Annotated in this window: 21 protein-coding genes; 11 read left to right on the forward strand and 10 right to left on the reverse strand. The window is 73.0% G+C overall.

Annotated features, from left to right (window positions below):
* The first annotated feature begins 218 nt into the window (after nt 1-218).
* Nucleotides 219-845: a snapalysin gene (snpA, locus tag AMK19_RS08785; RefSeq protein ID WP_073809794.1), complete on the forward strand. Its 627-nt coding sequence runs from the start codon at nt 219-221 to the stop codon at nt 843-845.
* 119 nt (nt 846-964) lie between these two features.
* Here snpA and valS read toward each other — a convergent pair whose 3' ends face one another.
* The 3 genes from valS to soxR form a co-directional block, all read right to left on the reverse strand.
* Nucleotides 965-3,508: a valine--tRNA ligase gene (gene valS, locus AMK19_RS08790; protein ID WP_073809796.1), complete on the reverse strand. Its 2,544-nt coding sequence runs from the start codon at nt 3,506-3,508 to the stop codon at nt 965-967.
* A gap of 72 nt (nt 3,509-3,580) precedes the next feature.
* Nucleotides 3,581-4,198: a hypothetical protein gene (locus AMK19_RS08795; protein WP_073809799.1), complete on the reverse strand. Its 618-nt coding sequence runs from the start codon at nt 4,196-4,198 to the stop codon at nt 3,581-3,583.
* A 278-nt stretch (nt 4,199-4,476) separates the two neighbouring features.
* A complete protein-coding gene (gene soxR / locus AMK19_RS08800; protein WP_073809802.1) occupies nt 4,477-4,941 on the reverse strand; it encodes a redox-sensitive transcriptional activator SoxR in 465 nt (154 codons plus the stop codon).
* Nucleotides 4,942-5,036: 95 nt separating this feature from the next.
* Here soxR and fdxA point away from each other — a divergent pair, with 95 nt between their 5' ends.
* A complete protein-coding gene (gene fdxA / locus AMK19_RS08805) occupies nt 5,037-5,360 on the forward strand; it encodes a ferredoxin (RefSeq protein ID WP_073809803.1) in 324 nt (107 codons plus the stop codon).
* A gap of 27 nt (nt 5,361-5,387) precedes the next feature.
* On the opposite strand, the gene lanL is transcribed toward fdxA, so the two are convergent.
* The 4 genes from lanL to AMK19_RS08820 form a co-directional block, all read right to left on the reverse strand.
* Complete coding sequence (gene lanL / locus AMK19_RS08810; RefSeq protein ID WP_073809806.1) at nt 5,388-7,901, reverse strand: class IV lanthionine synthetase LanL; 2,514 nt, start codon at nt 7,899-7,901, stop codon at nt 5,388-5,390.
* A gap of 2 nt (nt 7,902-7,903) precedes the next feature.
* Nucleotides 7,904-8,059 (reverse strand): SflA family class IV lanthipeptide, encoded by a 156-nt coding sequence (locus AMK19_RS36445; RefSeq protein ID WP_198953271.1) that lies wholly within the window; start codon nt 8,057-8,059, stop codon nt 7,904-7,906.
* 213 nt (nt 8,060-8,272) lie between these two features.
* Nucleotides 8,273-10,504 (reverse strand): MMPL family transporter, encoded by a 2,232-nt coding sequence (locus tag AMK19_RS08815; RefSeq protein WP_073809809.1) that lies wholly within the window; start codon nt 10,502-10,504, stop codon nt 8,273-8,275.
* Between the two features lie 122 nt (nt 10,505-10,626).
* Entirely contained in the window at nt 10,627-11,109 is a 483-nt protein-coding gene (locus tag AMK19_RS08820; RefSeq protein WP_073809811.1) for a protein-tyrosine phosphatase family protein, read from the reverse strand.
* Nucleotides 11,110-11,445: 336 nt separating this feature from the next.
* On the opposite strand from AMK19_RS08820, the gene AMK19_RS08825 reads away from it, so the two are divergent.
* Nucleotides 11,446-12,330 (forward strand): hypothetical protein, encoded by an 885-nt coding sequence (locus tag AMK19_RS08825; protein ID WP_083646607.1) that lies wholly within the window; start codon nt 11,446-11,448, stop codon nt 12,328-12,330.
* An 88-nt stretch (nt 12,331-12,418) separates the two neighbouring features.
* On the opposite strand, the gene xylA is transcribed toward AMK19_RS08825, so the two are convergent.
* On the reverse strand, nt 12,419-13,585 hold the full coding sequence (gene xylA / locus AMK19_RS08830; RefSeq protein WP_073809817.1) for a xylose isomerase: 1,167 nt from the start codon (nt 13,583-13,585) through the stop codon (nt 12,419-12,421).
* A gap of 318 nt (nt 13,586-13,903) precedes the next feature.
* On the opposite strand from xylA, the gene AMK19_RS08835 reads away from it, so the two are divergent.
* The 6 genes from AMK19_RS08835 to AMK19_RS08860 all read left to right on the forward strand — a co-directional run bounded on the left by AMK19_RS08835 (nt 13,904) and on the right by AMK19_RS08860 (nt 19,086).
* Nucleotides 13,904-15,421, forward strand: a complete 1,518-nt coding sequence (locus AMK19_RS08835; RefSeq protein WP_073809819.1) for an FGGY family carbohydrate kinase — start codon at nt 13,904-13,906, stop codon at nt 15,419-15,421.
* Nucleotides 15,422-15,456: 35 nt separating this feature from the next.
* Nucleotides 15,457-16,701 (forward strand): ROK family transcriptional regulator, encoded by a 1,245-nt coding sequence (locus AMK19_RS08840; protein ID WP_073809822.1) that lies wholly within the window; start codon nt 15,457-15,459, stop codon nt 16,699-16,701.
* 61 nt (nt 16,702-16,762) lie between these two features.
* Complete coding sequence (locus tag AMK19_RS08845) at nt 16,763-17,107, forward strand: ArsR/SmtB family transcription factor (RefSeq protein ID WP_143200118.1); 345 nt, start codon at nt 16,763-16,765, stop codon at nt 17,105-17,107.
* Nucleotides 17,104-17,583 (forward strand): SRPBCC family protein, encoded by a 480-nt coding sequence (locus tag AMK19_RS08850; RefSeq protein WP_073809823.1) that lies wholly within the window; start codon nt 17,104-17,106, stop codon nt 17,581-17,583. The genes AMK19_RS08845 and AMK19_RS08850 overlap by 4 nt, the downstream gene beginning before the upstream one ends.
* The gene (locus tag AMK19_RS08855) at nt 17,580-17,915 is read left to right on the forward strand and encodes a VOC family protein (protein ID WP_073809826.1); all 336 of its coding nucleotides are present in this window, start codon (nt 17,580-17,582) and stop codon (nt 17,913-17,915) included. Before AMK19_RS08850 ends, AMK19_RS08855 begins: the two co-directional genes overlap by 4 nt.
* A gap of 112 nt (nt 17,916-18,027) precedes the next feature.
* Nucleotides 18,028-19,086, forward strand: a complete 1,059-nt coding sequence (locus tag AMK19_RS08860; RefSeq protein WP_073809828.1) for a phosphotransferase — start codon at nt 18,028-18,030, stop codon at nt 19,084-19,086.
* Nucleotides 19,087-19,460: 374 nt separating this feature from the next.
* Here the strand turns inward: AMK19_RS08860 and AMK19_RS36450 are convergent, their stop codons facing one another.
* Nucleotides 19,461-19,904 carry a hypothetical protein gene (locus tag AMK19_RS36450; protein ID WP_083646608.1) on the reverse strand — a complete coding sequence of 148 codons (444 nt, stop codon included), beginning with the start codon at nt 19,902-19,904 and terminating at the stop codon, nt 19,461-19,463.
* A 253-nt stretch (nt 19,905-20,157) separates the two neighbouring features.
* Between AMK19_RS36450 and AMK19_RS08870 the strand changes: the two genes are divergently transcribed.
* Both AMK19_RS08870 and AMK19_RS08875 read left to right on the forward strand, forming a co-directional pair.
* Nucleotides 20,158-20,520: a hypothetical protein gene (locus tag AMK19_RS08870; RefSeq protein ID WP_143200120.1), complete on the forward strand. Its 363-nt coding sequence runs from the start codon at nt 20,158-20,160 to the stop codon at nt 20,518-20,520.
* Between the two features lie 342 nt (nt 20,521-20,862).
* Entirely contained in the window at nt 20,863-21,261 is a 399-nt protein-coding gene (locus AMK19_RS08875) for a GNAT family N-acetyltransferase (RefSeq protein WP_073810800.1), read from the forward strand.
* Between the two features lie 90 nt (nt 21,262-21,351).
* Here the strand turns inward: AMK19_RS08875 and AMK19_RS08880 are convergent, their stop codons facing one another.
* On the reverse strand, nt 21,352-22,485 hold the full coding sequence (locus tag AMK19_RS08880) for a hypothetical protein (RefSeq protein ID WP_073809834.1): 1,134 nt from the start codon (nt 22,483-22,485) through the stop codon (nt 21,352-21,354).
* Nucleotides 22,486-22,619 lie beyond the last annotated feature (134 nt).

Here is a 22,619-nt window from a genome sequence, read left to right on the forward strand (position 1 = left end):
CACGGGAGCATAGCCAGGGCGCCCACTCTTCGCCAAGGGCATGTCAAGAACTGTCGACGGTCCGTCAGATCAAGGGTCGCGCACGGGTATTGCCCCGAGCTATCGCCGGTTGCCATCTCCGCACCCGGCCCGCCCTGCCCCAAGCTCGGTGCAACAACTCGTCACCGCGTCCCGGACGGCCTCCCCTCGGTCCCGGGACCCGCGAATGGAGTCCCCACATGAACCGCTCCATGACTGTGCTCGCCGCTGCCCTCGGGCTGGTCCTCGCGGCCGGCACCGCCGCCGTGCCCGCCGCCGCAGCCACCACCCAGGGCTACACCCCGTCCGCGGGCATCGCCGCCAACTCCTCCGAGGACGCCAACAACAAGGCGTTCTTCGAGGCCGTGATGAAGTCGGCCCGCGCCAAGCAGGCCGCCAACCCCTACCTGGCGGCCGTCACCGTCACCTACGACGCCAGCTCGGCCCCGACCTTCCGCACCGTCATATCCCAGAGCGCGTCCATCTGGAACTCCTCGGTCGGCAACGTCCAGCTCCGCTCCGGCACCAACGCCGACTTCCGCTACTACGAGGGCAACGACTCGCGGGGCTCGTACGCCTCCACCGACGGCCACGGCCGCGGCTACATCTTCCTCGACTACGCGCAGAACCAGCAGTACAGCTCGGTGCGCGTCACCGCCCACGAGACCGGCCACGTGCTCGGCCTGCCCGACCACTACTCCGGCCCGTGCAGCGAGCTGATGTCCGGCGGCGGCCCCGGCACCTCGTGCACCAACCCGTACCCGAACGCCACCGAGCGGAGCCGGGTCAACAGCCTCTGGCAGTACGGCCTCGCCAACGCCGGCTGACATCGAGCACCCCCAGCCACTTCGGGGGACGCAGGGAAGGCCGCACCGCAGACCCCCGCCGACTTCCGGTCGGCGGGGGTCTGCGGGCGCGACCACAGGGCGATCTACCGCAGAGCGATCTACTGCAGGGCGATCTCGTAGGTGAGGGCTTCGGCGTCGGACTCCTCGAGGGTCAGTTCGCCGACGCGGCCGGCGGAGCGGACGTCCGGGGCGACCTGGCGGAGAGCGGCCAGGAGGGGGGACGGGCCGTGGGCGGTGAGGGTGGCGACGTCGGCGCGCATGGAGAGCCGGGCGGCGCTCTTGGCCTTGCGGACGGCGGCGATGGCCTCGCTCGCGAGGTCGAGGAGGGCGGCGTCGGCGTCGGCCGGCGGGGTCTCGGCGGGCCAGGGGGCGCGGTGGACGGAGCCGGGCTGCCACCAGCTCCAGGCCTCCTCGGTGGCGAACGGGAGGTAGGGGGCGAGCAGGCGCAGCAGCACGGACAGGGCGTGGGCGAGGGTGGCGCGGGCGGATTCGGCGGCTGGGTCGCCGGGGTCGCCGTAGGCGCGGTTCTTGACCAGTTCGAGGTAGTCGTCGCAGAAGAGCCAGAAGCACCGTTCGGTGACCTCCAGGGCGCGCGCGTAGTCGTAGCCCTCCAGCAGCGCGGTGGCCTCGTCGGCGACCTGGGCGAGGCGGGCGAGCAGCGCGCGGTCGAGCGGTTCGGTGACGGCGGCCGGTGAGGCGCCCGCGCCGAGGCCGAGGACGAACTTCGTCGCGTTGAGGATCTTGATGGCCAGGCGGCGGCCGATCTTCATCTGGGCGACCTCGAACGCGGTGTCCGTGCCGGGCCGCGCGGAGACCGCCCAGTAGCGCACCGCGTCGGAGCCGTGCTGGTCGAGCAGGTTGAGCGGGGTGACGACGTTGCCCTTGGACTTGGACATCTTCTTGCGGTCCGGGTCGAGGATCCAGCCGCTGATCGCGGCGTTGCGCCAGGGCAGTTCGTCGTGTTCGAGCTCGGCGCGGACCACGGTGGAGAACAGCCAGGTGCGGATGATCTCGTGGGCCTGCGGGCGCAGGTCCATCGGGAAGACACGTCGGAAGAGGTCGTCGTCGACGCTCCAGCCGGAGGCGATCTGCGGCGTCAGGGAGGACGTCGCCCAGGTGTCCATGACGTCCGGGTCGCCGGTGAAGCCGCCCGGGGCGTCGCGCAGGTCGGCGGTGAAGCCCGGCGGGACGTCGCTGGTCGGGTCGATCGGCAGGGCGTCGTCCGGCGGCAGGATCAGCTCGTCCGTCGGCTCGCCCGCCGCGTCGCAGCGGTACCAGAGCGGCACGGGGACGCCGAAGTAGCGCTGACGGCTGATCAGCCAGTCTCCGGCCAGGCCCTCGACCCATGCCTGGTAGCGGTGCTGCATGTGCTCCGGGTGCCACGCCAGTTCGCGGCCGCGGGCGAGCAGCCGTTCGCGCAGCTCGGCGTCCCGGCCGCCGTTGCGCAGGTACCACTGCCGGCTGGTGACGATCTCCAGCGGCTTGTCGCCCTTCTCGTAGAACTTCACCAGGTGGTTGAAGTGCCGCGGCTCGCCCGCCAACGCGCCTTCCGCGCCCAGCAGTCGGACGATCCGCTCGCGGGCCGTGTGCGGCGTCGCGCCGGCCAGCTCGGCGTACCCGGCGCGGGCCCGCTCGCTGTCGAGGCCGGCCGGCGCGTCCGGCAGGAAGCGGCCGTCGCGGCCGAGGACGCCGCGGGTGGGCAGGTCGAGTTCGCGCCACCACACGACGTCGGTGGTGTCGCCGAAGGTGCACACCATGACCAGGCCGGTGCCCTTCTCCGGGTCCGCCAGCCGGTGCGCGAGGACGGGGACCTCGACGCCGAAGACCGGCGTGGTCACCGTGGTGCCGAACAGCTTCCGGTACCGCGCGTCCTCCGGGTGGGCGACGAGGGCGACGCACGCCGGAAGCAGCTCGGGCCGGGTCGTCGCGATCTCCAGCGGCCCGAACTCCGCGCTGTGGAACAGGAGATGGTGGTAGGCGCTGGGCCGCTCGCGGTCTTCCAGCTCGGCCTGCGCGACCGCCGTGCGGAAGGTGACGTCCCAGAGCGTCGGCGCCTCGGCGCGGTACGCCTCGCCGCGGGCGAGGTTGCGCAGGAACATCCGTTGGGAGATCGCGCGGGCCAGGCCGTCGATGGTCTGGTAGGTGCGTCCCCAGTCGACGGAGAGGCCGAGGCGGCGCCAGAGGCTTTCGAAGACCTTCTCGTCCTCGACCGTCAGACGTTCGCACAATTCGATGAAATTACGGCGGGAGACGGGGATCTGCTGCTTTCCGGGATTCTCCGGCGGTGTGAAATCCGGGTCGTACGGCAGCGAGGGCTCGCACCGCACCCCGAAATAGTTCTGCACCCGGCGCTCGGTGGGCAGCCCGTTGTCGTCCCAGCCCATCGGATAGAAGACCTGCTTGCCCCGCATTCGCTGGAAACGCGCGACGGCGTCCGTCTGCGTGTAGCTGAAGACGTGGCCGACGTGGAGCGAGCCGCTGACCGTGGGCGGCGGGGTGTCGATCGAATAGACCTGCTCGCGCGATGCGGAGCGGTCGAACGCATATACACCCTGCTCGTCCCAGAGCGGGGCCCACTTGGATTCGAGGCCGTCCAGCGTGGGCTTGTCGGGCGCGCCCGGGCGAGCGGAGGTGTGCGTCATGCCTGCCGATGGTAGCCGCCGGGTGGGGGCGGCGAACAACGATTAATCGGCGCGGTGTGACGCACCGTCAATTCAGCGGAGCAGCGCGAACACCGTGGCGGCGACGGCGCCGAGAGCGGTGGCGGCGAGGACCTGGGCGAGGGTGTGGGCCTTCAGCACCAGGCGCGACCAGCCGATCGCCGCTGCGCCCGGTGCGGCGAGCAGCATCCACGGGCCCATGGCGAGCACCAGGATCATCACGGCGCCGCCGGCCATGCTGTTGTGGATGGAGATCTGCCATCCGACGGTGACCAGCAGGGTGGCGACCAACCCGACCAGCATGGCGACGACCAGCGCGAACACCTCGGCGGGCGCGTGCAGGACGTACAGCAGGACGATGCCGGCGACCACCGAGACCAGGCTCAGGGCGAGGGGCAGGATCCGCTGACGCCGCACGCGGATGTGCTTGTCGGTCAGGCCGCCGCGCCGAACGCCGAACTCGACGATGCCGATCGGGACGACGCCGCAGAACAGCGCGGCGAGCAGCCCCCAGCCGACGCCGGACCAGGAGTGGGTGCTGTGCCGGCCGATCAGCAGCAGGAGCGCGATCACCAGGTTCGCCGGCGCGAAGCCCTCCGTGACGATCCTCGCGATCCGCTGCCGGGCGGTGCTCTCGGCGAACCTGGGTGGTACGGGCGGTGCGAACGTCACGTGACGGCTCCGGGGGTCTGTGGGCGTGGGGCGATCGGACGAGGTCGGCGTAGCGGATCCGGCTCGGCGGGTCCTGTTCCTCGATGTGGGCCGCTGAACTGCTTCGGTGCGCCGGGCCGGCCTCAGCAGCCGCCGGGTGCGTTCGACGGCTTCGTCCGTGAACCGGTCGAATTCCGACGTGACTCTCGGAGGCCGGTCGGCCGGTCGGCCGGTCGGCCGGTCGGTCGGAGTCGGCGCGGTCGGTCGGTCGGTCAGAGTCGGCGCGGTCGGTCGGTCGGTCAGAGTCGGCGCGGTCCGGCGCCGTCCTCGGCGAGGGCGTCGCCCGGGTTCAGCAGGGCGCAGGCCTTCATGGAGAGGCAGCCGCAGCCGATGCAGCCGGTGAGTTCGGCCTCCAGCCGTTCGATGGCCTGCCGGCGCTCCTCCAACTGCCGCCGCCAGACGCGCGAGGCGCGCTGCCACTCGGCGTGGCTCGGCGGGCGGTCGAGGGGGACGTCGGCGAACGCCTCGCGGAGGTCCTGCAGCGGGATGCCGATGCGTTTCGCCACCGAGACCAGGGCGACCCGGCGCAGCATGTGCCGGGGGTAGCGGCGCTGGTTGCGGTCGTCGCGCTCGGAGGCGATCAGGCCGAGCTCCTCGTAGAACCGCAGCGCAGACACCGCCACCCCGGTCCGCGCACTGACCTCGCCGATGCTCAGCCAGTCGTCCGGGGCGGCGCCGTTCTCGTCGCGTCGATGGCGCGTCATCCACAGCCTCCTGTTGACCTCAACATTACTTGAGGTCCTACGGTCGGCCGTGCCGGAGCGGCAAGCAGCACCGACCAGGAGAGGAGGGCGGCCGCATGACCTTCGTCATCGCCCAGCCCTGTGTGGACGTCAAGGACCGGGCCTGCATCGACGAGTGCCCGCTCGACTGCATCTACGAGGGCCCGCGGATGCTCTACATCCAGCCCGAGGAGTGCACCGACTGCGGCGCCTGCGAGCCCGTCTGCCCCGTCGAGGCGATCTGGTTCGAGGACGACGTCCCGGAGCAGTGGCAGCACTTCACCGCCGTGAACGCCGAGTTCTTCGACGACCTCGGCGCCCCCGGCGGCCACACGAAGCTCGGCCCGATCGCCCACGACCACCCGACGGTGGCGGCCCTCCCGGCCCAGGGCACCGAGTAGCCGAGCAGCCGAGCAGCCGAACAGTGGTTAGGGGAGCAGGGTGGGGCCGGGGGCGTGAGGGGAAGCGAGGCGGCGGAGGAAGGTGAGGACGCCGGCGGTGCCGGTGGCGAAGGGGAAGGCGGGGGCGGTGAGGGTGGGGTCGGGGAAGACGGGGTGGTGCGGGGGGCCGGCGGCGCGGGTGAGGAGGAGGGTGGCGACGGTGTCGGCACCGGTGCGGAACTCCTCTGTGGCAGGCGCGAGTTGGAGCATCAGGTGGCCGACGCCGGCCAGGCCGCAGCAGTGGGTGACCAGGGGCATGCGAGGGGCGACGGCCAGGCAGGTGCGGGCGGACTGTTCGGCGAGGGCGCGGTGGGCGCGGTCGCCGAGGACGTCTGCGGCGTGGGCCAGGACGGTGCCGATGCCGGCCAGGCCGCGGCACCAGGAGCCGTAACGGCGGCTCGCCGCAGGGTGGTTGGCGGCGGCGATGATCGCGGGGGTGGCGGCGGCGAGCTGCGCGCAGGCGCGGTCGGCGTGGTCGAGGGCGGCCGGGTCGCCGGTGGTGCGGGCGTATTCGAGGAGGAAGTGGGCGACCCCGGCATCGCCGTGGGCGAGGCCGTGGGTGAGGGCGGCGTCGCCCGGGCGCGGGTCGGCAGTGGGGGTGAGGCGGGCGCCGCCGGTGGTGAGCAGGTCGTGGCAGGCGGCGGCGACGGCGAGATGGCGGGCGTCGTGCGGGGTGTCGTGCGGGGTGTCGTGGCGGGCGAGCAGGAGGTGGCCGAGGCCGATGCCCGCGACCCCGTCGATCAGATCGGCCTCCGGGGGGCCGCTGCCGTCCGTGCCGTGGGTGGGGAGGGCGACGGTGGCGGCGGGTGGGCGGCCGGCGGCGGCGAGGAAGAGGTCGACTCCCGTCCGGCCGGAATACAACCCCGCTGGCAGCGCCCGGGTTTGGCGGGACGTCCAGTCGGCGAGCGCCGTGACGGCGTCGCGGGCACCCGGGCGGTCGAGGTGGTGGAGGAGTTCCAGTCCGAGGCCGGCGCTGCCGCCGTACAGGTCGATCGGGGTCGGGACGGCGGCGCGGGCGGCGAGTTCGGGGTCGGCGATCCGACGGGCCTCGGCGACGCAGTACGCGGCGGTGCGGTCGAGGATCTCGGCGAGCAGGTCGGGGGAGAGGCGAGGGGGCAACGGGCGGGTGGAGCGCGGCGGTTGAGTGGAGCGGCGGAGGTGCTCCGCGCCCGCCGTGCGGACGGCCGCGTCGAGGTCCGTCAACTCGGCGACCAGCAGCCGGAGATGGCGGTGCGCCGGCTCGGGAAGGGCGAACTCCAGTGCAGCCAGGGTGCGTTCGCGGTTCACGGCCGGGTCTGGGTCCAGGATCACCGGGTCCATGCCGGTGGCGGCGAAGTGCAGCGTCATGCCCAACGCGTAGTAGTCGTCGGCGGGTTCGGGCGCGACGCCGGGGCGGACGAGCGGGTCGCTGTAGCCGGGGGTGGAGCCGGCGGGGCCGGTGCCGTGGACGGCACTGGTGCCGAAGTCGATCAGGTGGGGGCGGCTGTCGGGGGCGAGGACCACGTTGTTGGGCTTGAGGTCGCGGACGACCACGCCCCGGCGGTGCACGCCGTCCAGGACGCGGAGCAGCTCGCGGGCCAGCGGCAGCACCGCGCGCGGTCCCAACTGGGCATCCTGGTACGGGCCTTGGGTCTGGACCTCGCGGCGCAGGTCGCGGTCGCCGCAGCTGGTCATCACCAGGTACTCGTCGTCGCGGTGCCGGAAGTGGTCGAGTGTGCGCGGCACCCCGGGTGTGTCCGCGAGCAGGTCGAGGACGGCCCGTTCGTGGCGCAGGCGGTCGCGGGTGTCGGCGCCGCTCTCGTCCTCGGCGACGTACGCGCGGGCCTGCTTGACTACCACGGGCGTGCCGGTGGACCGGTCGAGCGCGCGGTAGACGTTGCCCTGCGGCTTGCGGGTGATGCCGACGGTGACGCGGTAACGGCCGCCGCCAAAACCGGAGTTGGCCGGATCTGGGGCCTGGGAGGCGGGCGGCGGGGCGAACGGGTCCTCGGCCCAGGGCGGGCAGCGGTAGGCGGTGCCGGCCAGGCCGTCGAAGACGCGGCCGTCGGGGCCGGTCATCACGGACTCCAGGCGGCCGCTGCGCCCGGTGCGGTACTCGCCGGTGAACGGGCCGTACCGGTAGTACACCGGTGCGTCGGGGTCGAGGCGGCGGTCGCTGACGATCTGTGGGCCCGGCCGGCCGTGCAGTGCGGCGACCAAGGCCCGGGCGAGCGGCCGGAGTTCGTCCGGCGCGGGGTAGACGGTGAGCGCCTTGCCGACCGAAGCGGCGTTCTTGGCACCGGAGTTGAGGGCGCGCAGGGTGTCCGGGTCGCGGGCCCACTTGGCGTGGCAGACGTGCTGCTCCAGCAGTGGCCGGACGGCGGCGAGAACGGCGTCCAGGGTGCCGGGGCGGGCGGAGATGTGGAGCTTCCAACCGTGCTCCATCGCCGGCATCCGCGGGTCGAGCAGGTACGACCAGATCTCGTCGGACCAGGCGCGGCGGCCGGCGATGGGCGCGGTCACCGTCAGAAGTCGCAGGCGACGCGGGTGGTGGCGGTCACCCACGGGTCGGCGAGACAGGCCGTGGGGTCGTGGTCCGCACGGTCGTCGTCCTCGAAGACGAGGAGCTCGTCGTCGACCAGCAGCGGACCGGCGTCGCGGATCTCGGTGGCAACGGGCATGTGGCGCCTCCAGGTCGTGTGGTGTCTCCGGCGCCGCGCCGCGGGTCGGCGAACGCCGTGGACCGCCCGGCCCGGTGGGGCCGACGTCCTGGAGCACGAAGGTAGGGAGCATCGGTGAACCTGACAAGAGGGCGCGGCGGATCGCTTTCACAGGACAAGCACAAATGGGACGTGGGCAATCGGATTCCGAAGACGTGATCAACTGCCGTGGAGCTACTCGGCGTTGTGACCCTCCGTGTCGATATGCGGGAGCACCCGGTCCAGTGCGCGGGGCGTCCACCAGGCGGCGGGGCCGAGCAGCGTCATCGCGGCGGGCACCATCAGCAGGCGCACGACGGTCGCGTCGATCAGCACGCTGACGGCCAGGCCGAGGCCCATCATCTTGATGACCACGTTGTCGCTGACGATGAACGCCGCGAACACGCTCACCATGATCAGTGCCGCGCAGCCGATCACCCGCGCCGTGGTCTCCAGCGCGTGCGCCACCGAACCGCGGCTGTCGCCGGTCAGCAGCCACCGTTCGTGCACCCGTGACAGCAGGAACACCTCGTAGTCCATGGAGAGGCCGAACACGATCGCGAACATCATCATCGGCACGTAGCTCTCGATCGGGACCTTCCCCGCCACCCCGAGGGCCGGTCCGCCCCAGCCCCACTGGAAGACGGCGACCAGCACCCCGTACGAGGCCGCGATCGACACCAGGTTGAGGACCGCCGCCTTCAACGCGACCAGCGGCGCCCGGAACACCAGCAGGATGATCAGAAAAGCGAGGGCGACGACCACGGCGATGATCGGCAGCAGCCGGCTCGCCACCAGGTCCAGGAAGTCCACCTGCGCCGCCGTGGTGCCGGTGACGTACGTGGCGGCGGACGTCCCCTTGACGGCGTTCGGCAGCACGGTGTCCGCCAGGTGGCCGACCAGGTCGGTGGTGGCCTGCTCCTGCGGGGCCTGCGCCGGGGTGACGGTGGTGAACAGCACGTCGCCGTCGCCGCTGGTCTGCAACGGCGCGGTGCTCGCCGTGTTCGGCACGCCCGTCAACGCCTGCTGCACGGACGAGGCGAGCGCGGGACGGTCCGAGGCCGGCACGGACGTCTGGTCGACCACCACCGTGAGCGGCCCGTTGGAACCCGGACCGAACGCGGCGGACATCAGGTCGAACGCCCGCCGGTCGGTGAACGACACCGGATCCGCGCCGTCGTCGATGTGCCCGAGCTGGATCGACGGCAGCGGCACCGCCAGGATCAGCACCGTCACCAGCCCCGCCGCCAGATACCACCACGGGCGGTGCTCGACCCGGCGCGCGTAGCGGTGCCACATCCCGGTGGCCGACTCCTCGTCGGGGCCGCTGCCCTCCGCGACCGGCGTCCGCACGGTGAAACGATCCATCCGGCGGCCGATCAGGCCCATCATCGCGGGCAGCAGCGTCAGCGCGCCGCACACCGCCGTCACCACCGTGACGCCCGCCGCCAGGCCCAGCTTGGCCATGAACGCGATGCCCGACACCGACAGGCCCGCCAGCGCGATCACCACCGTGCAGCCGGAGATCAGCACCGCCCGGCCGCTGGTCGCCACCGCGCGGCCGGCCGCCGCCACCGGGTCCGCGCCGTCCATCAGGTTCTGCCGGTGACGGGTCAGCAGGAACAGCGCGTAGTCGATGCCGACGCCCAGCCCGATCATCGTGGCGAGCGTCGGCGCGACCGTCGCGAACGTGGTCAACGCCGCCAGCAGGCCCAGCAGCCCGAGCCCCACCACCACCGCGACCAGCGCACTCACCAGCGGCAACCCCGCCGCGATCACACTGCCGAAGCCGACCAGCAGCACCAGCACCGCCACCGCGAACCCGATCAGCTCGCTCACCCGGTCGTCCGGCGCCGGCCGAGCCAACTCGCCCAGCGGGCCGCCGTACTCGACCTGCACCCCCGCCTGCCGCAGCGGCGCCACCGCACTGTCCACCTGCGACAGGTAGTCCGCGCCGAACGTGGACGGATTGGCATCGAAGCGCACCGTGATGTACGCCGTACGCCCGTCGGACGACAGTGCGCCTCCGGGCGGCGCGCCCTGCCCCGGCGGGGGCAGCGGATCCTGCGCGGACAGCACGTGCGGCAGGTGCTGGAGGGACGTCACCGCCTGGTCGACCTGCGCCTGGAAGTCCGTCAGCGGCTGGTCGTCGTGCAGCACCACCTGTGCGCTCGTCCCGCCCGCGGACGGCTCGTGCGCCTGAAGCACGTCACGGCCGTCCTGCGCCTGCGTACCGGGCACCGAGAAATCGTCCGAGTACGCACCGCCTACGGTCCGGTTGGCGATCTGTACGCCCGCCAGCAGCAGCAGCCACCCCACGACCACCACCACCGGATGGCGCGCGCACCAGGAGCCCACCCGCCACAGCAGCCCGCGGCGCGGAGCCGACGGCGGGCGTTCGGACCGGTCCGACGCGGATGAGGACATCGACCCTCCCAGGGGCGCACCGTCACCACGCACAGTGACCGGGAGTCCCACGGTAGGCGGATTCGGTCGGCGGGTGCGCCCGCCCGCGGTGCGACACGGGTGGACCACCCGAACGCCGGGTTTCAGTGGCCGAGGCGGCTGGTCCAGGCGCGCTGCTCGGCGGTGTCCGGGACGGCGAGGCCGCGGGCGCGGGCGATGCGCTCCCACGCGGTGTCGGCGTCCAGGCCGTCGAGGATCAGGACGGAGGCCGCCAGCAGCGAGGACCGGCCGATGCCTGCCCGGCAGTGGAGCACCAGGTGCGCGCCGGCCCGCAGGCGGGCGGTCAACTCGTCGAGGGCGGGCCGGACTTGCGCGTGAACGGGGGTGGTGAAGTCCGGTATCGGGAGGCTGCGGAAGCGCAGTCCGGCGGCGACGGCCAGCTCCGGTTCGGCGGTGAGGCCGAGTTCGGCGCACTCGGGCGGTGTCAGGGCGCTGACCAGGTCGGTGACGCCGGCGGCGGCGAGTGCGCTCAGCTCGCCCGCGAGCCAGTCGCCGCCGCGCGGGCGGGCCATGGTGCTCAGGCGGCCGGGGCCGGGTCGTTCGACCGTGAACAGGGTGGGGCGCATGGCGAGTTGACCTTTCGGGTCGAGGGGCGGGGTACCGACGTCGGGTGTCTCGGGCGTCTCGGGCGTCTTGGGCGTCTCGGGCGCCTCGGGTGTCTTGGGCGTCTCGGGTGGGGCCGGAGGTGGTCACGGCGGCGGGCCCGTGGCGGAGGGGAGCCGGAACGGTCGACGGCTCGGTCCGGAGGGGTATCACGCCGGACGGGTGCCGACGACAGTACCGCGTCCGAGGCCGGGTGGACACCGAACGCCTGTGACGGGTGGGGCTGATGATTTTGCATCAGCTTTGTGAGTGCTATGTTCGATTGCGGAACACCCAAGTGATTTTCAAGGGGGGAAATCATGCGGCGACGCGTGATCCGCACTGCCTCGGCAGGCCTGCTGGCCGCCGCCGTCATGGCCGGTCTGGCACCGTCCGCCCAGGCCGCCGACCCGGTGCCGCCGACGCCCAAGTGCCAGGTGCCGGTCGACCCGTGGCCGGGCGGGTCGTACCTGTACCGGGGGACCGAGATGCGTGCGGGCGGCAGCACTCTCGTCGGCCAGGACAACAAGTCCGTGCTGATGATGGAGGCGGACGGCAACCTGGTGCTCTACCTGGTCAACTCGACGGGCGGTCCGAAGCACGAGATCTGGAGCAGTGGCACCTCGGGCCACCCGGGCGCCTATGCCATCCTCCAGGCGGACAGCAACCTCGTGGTGTACGCGGCCGGCGGCAGCGCCGAGACTGGCGGCGCGCTCTGGTCGTCCAACACCTACGGGCAGCACGGCGGCGTGCTGACCCTCTACCCGGGCGGCTCCCTCCAGCTCGTCACGAACGAAAAGGGATGGGGCACCTCCACCTACGAGGCGCCGTCCGCCTTCTGCCCCAACATCCCGCGATCGCCGGGCCTGATCACTCCGGGCGGCTGGGCGCAGTCCGACTCGGTCTGGCTGCTGCTTCAGCAGGACGGGAACCTTGTGATCTTCCGCAAGAAGGACAACAAGGAAATCTGGGCCTCCGGTACGTGGGGCCACGGCGGTGCCATGCTGTGCATGCAGGAGGACGGCAACCTGGTGCTCTACAAGCCGGCGCCCAAGCTGGTCGACTCGATCTGGTCCACCGGCACGTTCTGGAGCCCCGGCGCGTACGCGCTGCTCCAGGACGACGGCAACTTCGTCATCTACAAGCGCGCCGGCGGCCCGGGCAAGGGTGGCGCGATCTGGTCCACCGGCACCTACGGGCAGTAACCAAGTCGGAATCGGAGAGCGCCATCCCCTCGCGGGACGGCGCTCTCTTCGCACATCTGCCGTGCTGGATACAGATATTGACGAAGGATCAGCGTGCGCCGAGCAGGTGCTCGATGGCGAGCTGGTCGAGGCGCTCGAAGGCCATGCCGCGTTCGGCGGCCGCGGTGACGTCGAAGTCCTCGAACGCGGCGCGGTCGGCGAGCAGCGCGGCGAGGCCGTCCTCGGCGGTGGGGCGGGCGAGCTGGTCGAGGCGGGCGGCGAGCAGGGCGGCCTGGACCTCGGGGTCGGCGCGGAACGCAAGGGCGCGCTCCTTGAGCAGCAGGTAGTTGCGCATGCAGCCGGCTGCGGACTCCCACACGCCGTCGACGTCCTCGGTGCGCGGCGGCTTGAAGTCGAAGTGGCGCGGGCCCTGATAGTCGGCCGACTCCAGCAGGTCCACCAGCCAGAACGCCTGGCGCAGGTCGCCCGCGCCGAAGCGGAAGTCCTGGTCGTACTTGATGCCGGACTGGCCGTTCAGGTCGATGTGGAACAGCTTGCCCGCCCACAGCGCCTGCGCGATGCCGTGCGGGAAGTTGAGGCCCGCCATCTGCTCGTGGCCCACCTCCGGGTTGACGCCGACCAGTTCGGGCCGCTCCAGGCGCTCGATGAACGCCAGCGCGTGGCCGATGGTGGGCAGCAGGATGTCGCCGCGCGGTTCGTTCGGCTTCGGTTCGATCGCGAAGCGCAGGTCGTACCCCTGCTCGACGACGTACTCGCCGAGCAGGTCGAACGCCTCCTTCAGGCGGTCCAGCGCGGTGCGGACATCCTTGGACGCGCCGTGCTCCGCGCCCTCGCGGCCGCCCCATGCGACGTAGACCGTGGCGCCGAGTTCGACGGCCAGGTCGATGTTGCGGATGGTCTTGCGCAGGGCGTAGCGGCGCACGTCCCGGTCGTTGGCGGTGAACGCGCCGTCCTTGAACACCGGGTGGGTGAACAGGTTGGTGGTGGCCATCGGCACCCGCAGGCCGGTGGACTCCAGGGCGGCGGCGAACCGCTTGACGACGGCCTCGCGCTCCGCGTCCGAGGAGCCGAACGGGATCAGGTCGTCGTCGTGGAACGTCACGCCGTACGCGCCGAGTGCGGCCAGCCGCTCGACCGTCTCGACCGGGTCCAGCGCCGGGCGGGTGGCGTCGCCGAACGGGTCGCGGCCCTGCCAGCCGACCGTCCACAGGCCGAAGGTGAACTTGTCGTCGGGGGTGGGGGTGAGCCGGCTCATCGCGTACTCCAAACGCTGGGGATCGACCGAGGGGACTCGACCGGGGGAATCGACCGGGGGAATCGACCGGGGACGGGGAGGGTCTATTCGTCAGGCCGGAAGACAAATTAATATGGGCCCGCCCCGCGAGGGAAGCCCCTGGGCCGAAGCCGTGCGGGACACCCCGGGAAACGCAAACGGAAAGCGCTTTCCCTCTCCCCGGGGAGGACGCGGCCACGCAGGCCACGCAGGCCACGCCGGGGATGCAGGCCGCGCAGGCCACGCGGACGACGCAGACGATGTGGACCCCACGCAGACGAGGCAGACAGGAGCACGCCCATGGCACACCCGCAGGTGGTGATCGGCGTCGACAGCTCGACCCAGTCCACCAAGGCCCTGGCCGTCGACGCCACGACCGGACGCGTCCTCGGCGAAGGCCGCGCCCCGCACCGGGTGGACTCCCGGCGCGGCCAGGAGAGCGACCCCCAGCAGTGGTGGGACGCCCTCAACACGGCCGTCGCCGCCACCGGATGGGCCGACCGCGCCCAGGCCCTGGCGATCGGCGGACAGCAGCACGGACTGGTCACCCTGGACGCCGCCGGACACCCCGTCCGACCCGCGCTGCTCTGGAACGACGTCCGCTCCGCGCCCCAAGCCGCCGAACTGGTCCGGGAGTTCGGCGCCGACTGGTGGGCCGCCGAACTCGGCAGCGTCCCCGGCGCATCCTTCACGGCCGCCAAATGGGCCTGGCTGCGCGACAACGAACCCGCGCACGCCGACCGCACCGCAGCCGTCCGCCTCCCGCACGACTACCTCACCGAACGGCTCACCGGCCACGCCGTCACCGACCGCGGCGATGCCTCCGGCACCGGCTGGTGGACCCCCGACGGCCCGCACCCCGCCGTCCTCGAACGGATCGGACTCGACCCCGCCCTGCTCCCCGCCGTCGCCCCCGCCGGAACCGCCGCCGGCCGGGCCCGCCCCGGCGGACCGCTGCGCCCCGGCACCCCGATCGCCACCGGCACCGGCGACAACATGGCTGCCGCCCTCGGACTCGGCCTCACCGCCGGCACCCCCGTGCTCAGCCTCGGCACCTCCGGCACCGTCTACACCGTCGCCCACACCCGCCCCGCCGACCCCACCGGCACCGTCGCCGGCTTCGCCGACGCCCTCGACGGCTGGCTGCCCCTCGCCTGCACCCTGAACTGCACCCTCGCCGTCGACCGCATCGCCACCCTGCTCGGCCGCGACCGCGCCGACGTCGAACCCGGCGGCACCGCCGTCCTGTTGCCCTACCTCGACGGCGAACGCACCCCCGCCCTCCCGCATGCCAGTGGACTGCTGCACGGCCTGCGCCACGACACCACCGCCGGCCAACTCCTCCAAGCCGCGTACGACGGCGCCGCGTACTCGCTGCTCGCCGCGCTCGGCGACGTCCTCGCCGTCGACTCCCCGGACTGCGGCCCGGACTGCGGCCCGGACTGCGGCCCGGACCGAGGCCCGGACCGAGCCCCTGACCGAGCACCTGACCGAGCCCCGGCCCAAGGCCCGGACCCCGCGCAGCCGTTGCTGCTGATCGGCGGCGGCGCCCAGGGACGTGCCTGGCAGGACACGGTGCGCCGGCTCTCCGGCCGCCCGGTCCAACTGCCCGCCGCCCGCGAACTGGTGGCCCTCGGCGCGGCCGCGCAGGCCGCCGCGCTGCTCACCGGCGAACCGGCCGACGCCGTCGCCCGCCGCTGGGGCACCGCCGACGGGCCGGTGCTGCCCGCGCTCGAACGCGACGACGCGGCCCTCGAACGGATCGCGACTACCATTTCGCAGACGGCGGCCCTGCAAGGCGGCGGCGCACAGCAGTGACGGCAGCCCGGGCGGCGGAGCGGAGACGAACGATCGTGGCAGCGGACGGGCAGCAGCCGGCCGACGGCGAACGCGCCCCTCGGCGCGGCCCCGCCTCCCAGCAGGACATGCGGCGGCAGAACCTCGCCCTGGTGATGCGCACCGTCGCCGCCGCGCACCCGCTGTCGCGCGCCGACGTGGCCGGCCGCACCGGCCTGACCCGCACCGCCGTGTCCAGCCTGGTCGACGAACTCATCGCCGGCGGACTGCTGGTGGAGGGCGAGTTGGAGCGCAGTGGCCGGGTCGGCCGGCCCGGCCGCGCCCTCGTGCTGAACGACAGCGGCCCGGCCGGGCTCGGCCTGGAGGTCGGCGTCGAGCACCTCGGCGCGTGCGTCGTCGACCTGCGCGGCGACGTCCGGATCGAGCTCCACCGGGCCGCGCCGAACGCCGCCCGGCCCGCCGATCGGACCCTCGCCGAACTGGCCGAACTCGCCGCGCAGATCGAGGCGCAGGCCGTCGCGCTCGGACTGCGGGTGGTCGGCCGGGTGCTCGCCGTGCCCGGCAGCGTGCGGGTCCCCGTCGAAGGGCCCGGCCGCTACCTCGAACACGCCCCCAACCTCGGCTGGCACCACCTCGACCTGCCCGCAGCCTGGCCCGGCCCCGGCACCGCCCCCGCCGTCGAGAACGAGGCCAACCTCGGTGCGATGGCCGAACTCTGGCAGGGCGTCGGCTCCGGCACCTTCGTGCACATCTCGGCCGGCGAGGGCATCGGCGGCGCACTCGTCCTCGACGGCCGCCTGTTCGGCGGCGTGCAGGGCTTCGCCGGTGAACTCGGCCACCTCACCGTCCGCCCCGACGGCCGCCCCTGTTCCTGCGGCGCCCGCGGCTGCCTCGAACCCTACGCCGGTCTTGCGGCGGTGCTGCGGTCTTCCAATCTGACGGTTCGTCATGATACCGACGCCGTCGGCGAGTTGGTGCGGTGTGCGGAGGCCGGTGACCCCGCCGTGCTGCGCGCGCTGCTGCACGCCGGGACGGCGCTCGGCACGGCGCTCGCCGCGACCGTCCACCTGATCGACCCGGCCACCCTGGTGCTCGGCGGCGCGTACGCCGACCTCGCCCGATGGCTGCTGCCCGCGATGCGGACCGAGCTCGCCGCGCTGATCCGCGTCCGCCCCTGGCCCGACGACGCCCTGCGCGCCTCCCCGCTGGCCCGCCGCGGCCCCGTCCTCGGCGCGGCCCTCACCACCGTGCAGCGCCTCCACGCCGACCCGGCGGCGCTCTGGCAGTCGGGCACCGGCTGAGCCGGGCCGATACTTCACCGTCCTCTTGACTGTTCGAGGATATGGGCGGACAGTTAAGTGCATGCCTAAGCAACAGGTGGATCTGGACCGGGTCTTCCAGGCGCTGGCGGACGCCACCCGGCGGGACCTGGTCCAGCGACTGGTCGCGGCTCCGGCGTCCGTCAGTGCGCTGGCCAAGCCCTACCCGATGTCGCTGCCCGCGGTGATGCAGCACCTCCAGGTGTTGGAGGACTGCGGGCTGGTGAGCTCGGAGAAGGTCGGCCGGGTCCGCACCTGCCGGATCGAGCCGGCCGTGCTGCGCGCGGCGGAAGAATGGCTCGCCGCCCGGCGCACCGCCTGGGAGACGCGACTCGACCGGCTCGGCGGCCTGCTGGCCGCCGACTCCGAAGACAGGAGCAGCACATGACGGATCGTCAGTTTTCGCACACCATCGCGCACGCCACCTTCTGCCTCGAACGCCGATACCCCGTCCCGCCCGCCCGCGTGTTCGCCGCGTGGGCCGACCCGCAGGCCAAAGCAGGCTGGTTCTCCGGCGCGGACGCCGCCCACGAGTTGGACTTCCGGGTCGGCGGCCGCGAGATCAACCGGGCCCGGCGTGCCGACGGCCCGGAGCTGGTCTTCGAGTCCTGGTACCGCGACATCGTCCCGGACCGGCGGCTCGTCTACACCTCCACCCTCAGCGCCGGCAGCGAACTGGCGACGGTGTCGCTGACCACGGTCGAGTTCCTCACCCGGCCCGGCGGCGGCACCCTGCTGGTCCTGACCGAGCAGGGCGCCTTCCTCAACGGCAACGAGGAGCCGAGCTGGCGCGAGCAGGGCACCGGAGCGTGGCTCGACGCGCTGGGCGCCCACCTCCGGAACGAGACAGGAGAACCGACATGACGATCCGACGACTGCTCGCCCAGCTGACCGTCACCGACCTGGACCCGGCCGTCGCCTGGTACACTGCCCTGTTCGGACGGGGCCCGGACGCCCGACCGATGGCCGGCCTGGTCGAGTGGCACCTCGCTGACACGTACGGCGTCCAGGTCTGGGCCGAGCCCGACCGCGCCGGACACTCGACCGTCGTCCTGGACGAGTCCGACCTCGACGCCCGCCTCGCCCGCCTCACGGCCGCGGGCATCGACCACGGCGGCGCCCGGCCCGCCACCAGCTCGCGCATCCTGCCCGTCACCGACCCGGACGGCAACCGGATCGTCTTCACCGGCCGCTGAATCCCTGCCGGCTGTTCCTCGACGGCTCTTCCCGGACGGCTGTTCCCCGGCGGCTCTTCCCGGGCGGCTGTTCCCCGGCGGCGGGCCCGGGAAGAGACCTAGGCTCGTCGGCATGCTGAAGCGAGTTCCTTTCAACGAGGTGCTGCGTGCCGCCGTCGGCACCCCCAAGCAGTCCAAACTCCTGGACAGCAGCCCGAGATCACGGGTGTGGCGGGTGCGGCTGGCGGACGGGCAGCGGGTCATCGTCAAGCAGATCACCGACGGCGGGGACGCGGCCGCCGACGCCGACACGCGCTTCGCGCGGGAGGTCGCGGGGCTGCGGCTGGCGGGGCGGGCCTCCGCACCGGCCGTCGCGCCCGCGGTGCTCGCGACGGACGTCGCGTCGCGGGTGATGGTCCTCGAGTACGTGGAGGACCTCGGGCGGACGGACGACTGGATGCCGGGGTACGCCGAGTCGCTCGCCCGGCTGCACGCCCTGACCGGGCCCGCCGACGCGGGCGCACTGCCGGCCTGGTCGGGGCCGACCGCCGCCGACGCGGAGTCCTTCCTCGCCCTGGCGCGGGCGCTCGAAGTGCCCGTACCGCCCGGGGTCGACGACGAACTCGGCGCTCTGCTGGGCCGGTTGGACCCGGCCTCGCACCACGCGCTGCTGCACGGCGACCCCTGCCCGGGCAACGACCTGCGCACCGCCGAGGGCGTCCGCTTCGTCGACTTCGAACGGGCCGCGCTCGGCAACGGCCTGGTCGAACTCGCCTACTTCCGTATCGGCTTCCCCACCTGCTGGTGCGCCATGTCCGTCACCGCAGCCCCGCTCGCCGAGGTCGAGAACGTCTACCGCACCACCTGGCGCGCCCTCACCGGCCGCGACGTGCCCGGCGACCTCGCCGACGCCTGCGCGGCCTGGCTGATCCAGGGCGACGCCCTCGTCGAGCGAGCGCACCGCGGCACGGCCGATCAACTCGCCCGCGTCCCCACCGAGGACTTCACCTGGGGCTACGTCACCGCCCGCGAACGCCTCGTCCACCGCCTCGGCGTCCTCGCCACCATGACCCGCGACCACGACCACCTGCACACGACCGGAAAGCTCGCGGCCGCCCTGTCCGCCCGCCTCCTCGACCACTGGTCGACCCTCCGCCCCCTGCCCGCGCAGGACACCCGGCCCTGGTATTAGGGACTGTTCTAGAAGTGGATCAAGGTCATGCGATGATCACGTTTCATGGCGCGGGGAGATCCGACGGACGTCCGCAAGGGCGTGGACGAGCTGGAAGCCGGACCGGAACCATTGGGACGGGTCCGGCGGCCCGGCGGCGTCGCGAGTCCTCGGCTACGACTGGACCGGCGACCGGGCCGTGTGTTGCTCGGCCGCCCGGTCGGGTCGGGGCGCTGTTGCGGCGGCCGGCTCCTGTGCTCGGGCTGCGCGGCATCGGCCGGTTCGTGCTGGTGGGATGCGGGTGCCGGTGGACCTGCTGCCGCTGGAAGGTTGCTGCGGAGGGGTGGTGGCGGGGTGTGCCCCGGGGGCCGGGGCACACCTGCGGGAGTCCGGCGTCAGCAGGCCACCACGGTGGAGACGGTGGCGGTCGAGGTGGGCCAGCCGGGCTGGGCCACCGAGAAGGTGGTGCTGACGGTGGCGCCGCACGGGGCGCTGGAGAAGACGCTGCCGACCTGGTTCGAGCCGGGCTGGACGATGACGGCCGGGTGGACGGGGGCGAGGGGGGCGCTGCCGACGACCGTGCCGGAGACGGTGAAGCCGAGGGGCCGGGGCTCCCAGGACGGGTCGCCGGGCGTGGCCACCCCGTAGAAGCGGACCTGGTTGCCGGTCACCTCGACGCAGGCCCGGGTCAGCAGCGGGCCGGGCGCGCCAGGGGTGCCGCAGGTCACGACGGCGCCGACCGGTCCGGCCGGGCCGGTCGGCGCGGCGGCGGCCCCCTGGACGGTGGCCAGGGTGGTTATGGCCGCGGCGGTGGCGACGGCGATGACGGTGGTCTTCATGGGTGTCTCTCCTCGGGGTGCAGGGATGGGACGATGGGCGGAATGTGAAATGTCACATTCCGCTGGCGTCAGCATGGCAGTCCCCCGCACCCCGGGGTGCGGCATCCGGGAAGAAAGCGGTCCTTCGCGGGTATCGGCCACCGAATGACCGGAATGGCCTGTCGGTGATCGCGCAAACCCCTGGCCCGGCCCGCCCGGGCGGCCGAACTCCCCACCGGGAAAGCAGGGTTCGGCGCCGACGGGTGCGGGGTACGTGACCTCTCGCACCCGTACCGCACCCGTACCGCACCCGGAGCGGGCGCTGGCGATGGCGGCGGCGTTGGCCGACGCCGGGGCGGCCGCCGCCAGTGTTCAACTCATTGATCTGGAAGGGGACTTGCCGACCGAGCCAGGCATCGCCTTCCCGCGCGAGGTCACCACGCGCAGGTCCACCAGCTGCTCGGTGCTCGCCCCGCTGCGGCTGAGCCTGTTCGCGGCCGGCGCCGACTGCACCCCGTACGACGGCGAACTGCGCGGGTACGTGGCCGCGGTGGGCGTCGCCTGCGGTTCGGGGTCGGGGCAGCAGCCCGAACGCAGGGCCAGGATCTCCTGGGGGCGGGCACCTGGCAGACGATGAAGGCGGCGGCGACCAGGTGGCGCAGGAGCGTCTCGGCTTCGGCGTAGTCGAGGTTCCGGCGCCAGGGTCCGGCCGGCGATGCGGCCGGTGACCGGCAGGTCGAGCGCCTGCGGCTGCCCGGCCTGGGCGGCCGGGGCTGCAACGGAGACCCGCCCGGCGACCTCTGCGTCACGGTGCGCATCGAGCTCCGGCCATCCGACCAACTGGCATCTCAGCCCCTCGATCTCGCCACGTCGGCGGTGACCCAGATGCCCTGTTCCCCTCGCCGGGACGGGGCGGCAACCACAACGATGTCGCGGTTGACAGCCGACCGGACGGGTGGGCGAGGCGTGCTCCGCCCCAGTGGGCAGTGCTGGAACCGTTGCCGCCGCGCGGTGTCAAGCCCTGACGGATGCCGAGCTCAACGAGTTGTTCGGCGCGTCGTGGCCGGAGTACCGGCCGAGTTCCTTCGTGCCGGTGTTGGCGCACAGCCTGACCTGGGTCGCGGCGCGGCGGGGTGGGCGGCTGGTCGGGTGCGTCAACGTCGCGGGTGACGGCGGTGTGCACGCGTTCATCCTGGACACGACGGTGCATCCGGACGAGCGTCGGCGGGGGCTCGGGGTGCGGCTGGTGCGGGCGGCTGCCGCCGAGGCGAGGGCGCACGGCGCCGAGTGGCTGCACGTCGACCACGAGCCGCACTTGGAGGACTTCTACGGCCGGTGCGGATTCCGGCCGACCGCCGCCCGGCTCATGCAGCTCTGAGTCGGCGCGGCGGCCTGCGGCGGGCCGGGCCGCAGCCGCCGATCGGCGGCAACGGCCCGGTGAACTCGCTTTGCGGGTAAGGGGGTTGCTCTAGCGGTGGGTGCCCTTGCGGCGGCGGAGCAGCAGGGCGAGGCCGGCGCCGATCAGGGTGAGGCCGGCGGCGGTGGTGCCGAGGACGTCCGCGCCGGTGAAGGCGAGGCTGTCGTCCGTCGGGGTGGCGGTGGTTCCCGGCTCCGAGGTGTCCGCGGTCGGGCCCGGGGTTCCGGACGGGGTGTCCGACGGTATGGGGCTGCTGCTCGGCGAGTCGGACGGGGACGGCGAGGCGGAGTCGCTCGGGGCCGGGGACTCGGACGGGCTCGTGGAGGGGGAGGGCTCCTCGGTCGGGTCGGTCGACGGCGAGGGTGACGGCGACGGGGAGGCGCTGGGCTCGGTCGACGGGGACGGCGTCGGCGATTCCGAGGGCGAGGTGCTCGGCGACGGCGAATCGGACGGGGACTCCGAGGGGCCGGTGCTCGGCTCGGGGGAGGGGTTCTCGGTCGGGTCGGTCGACGGCGAGGGTGACTGCGAGGGCGACGGGGAGGCGCTGGTGCTGGGCTCGGTCGACGGGGACGGCGACGGCGATTCGGACGGCGACTCGGTGGGGGAGCTGCTGGGCGAGGGAGACTCCGACGGGCTCTCGGACGCGCTCGGCGACGGTGACGGGCCGGCCGACGCGCTCGGTGACGGTGACGGTGACGGTGACGGTGACGGCGACGGTGAGGGGCTGCTGCTCGGCGTGGGCGACGGCGAGGGGGTGGTCCCGGTGGCGGGGCAGGTGTCGCCGAGGTTGAAGTTGAGCTTGTTGACGTCGCCGCCGCGGACCTCGGCGACCGCCGAGGTGAGCTTGGCGCCCTTGGCCGAGCCGACGTAGGCGTGCTTGCTGCTGGGCGGGCCGAAGTCGGTGACGACCTTCTGGCCGCCGGGCTCGAAGGTGACGGTGAGCTTGACGAAGTCGGTGCTGTTGCCGGAGAGGACGAAGTGCCAACCGTCCTGGTTCTTCGGGACGGTGGCGCAGGTGCCGTGCCCGCCGAACGCCGCCGCGGTGATCGGCAGGTCCTTGGCCTGGTGCAGGTTCACGGTGTAGGTGGTGCCGTTCGCCGCGAAGGCCGTGTAGACGGCGGGCACGGACATCAGGCCGACCGCGGCCGTGACGGCGGCGGCGCGGAAGCCTCTGGGGTGGCGCATGTAGCTACTCACTCACTGGCGCATGGGTTCGGAGACACGCCGCGGAAGGTCCGAGGCGGCACCAATTTCTCCACACTGTTCACACAAGTCAACTCCGGTCACGGGCAATCTGATTGCGTATGTGACGGGATGCC

The sequence above is a fragment of the Kitasatospora sp. CB01950 genome (assembly GCF_001905465.1).
In the GTDB taxonomy this organism is placed as follows: domain Bacteria; phylum Actinomycetota; class Actinomycetes; order Streptomycetales; family Streptomycetaceae; genus Kitasatospora.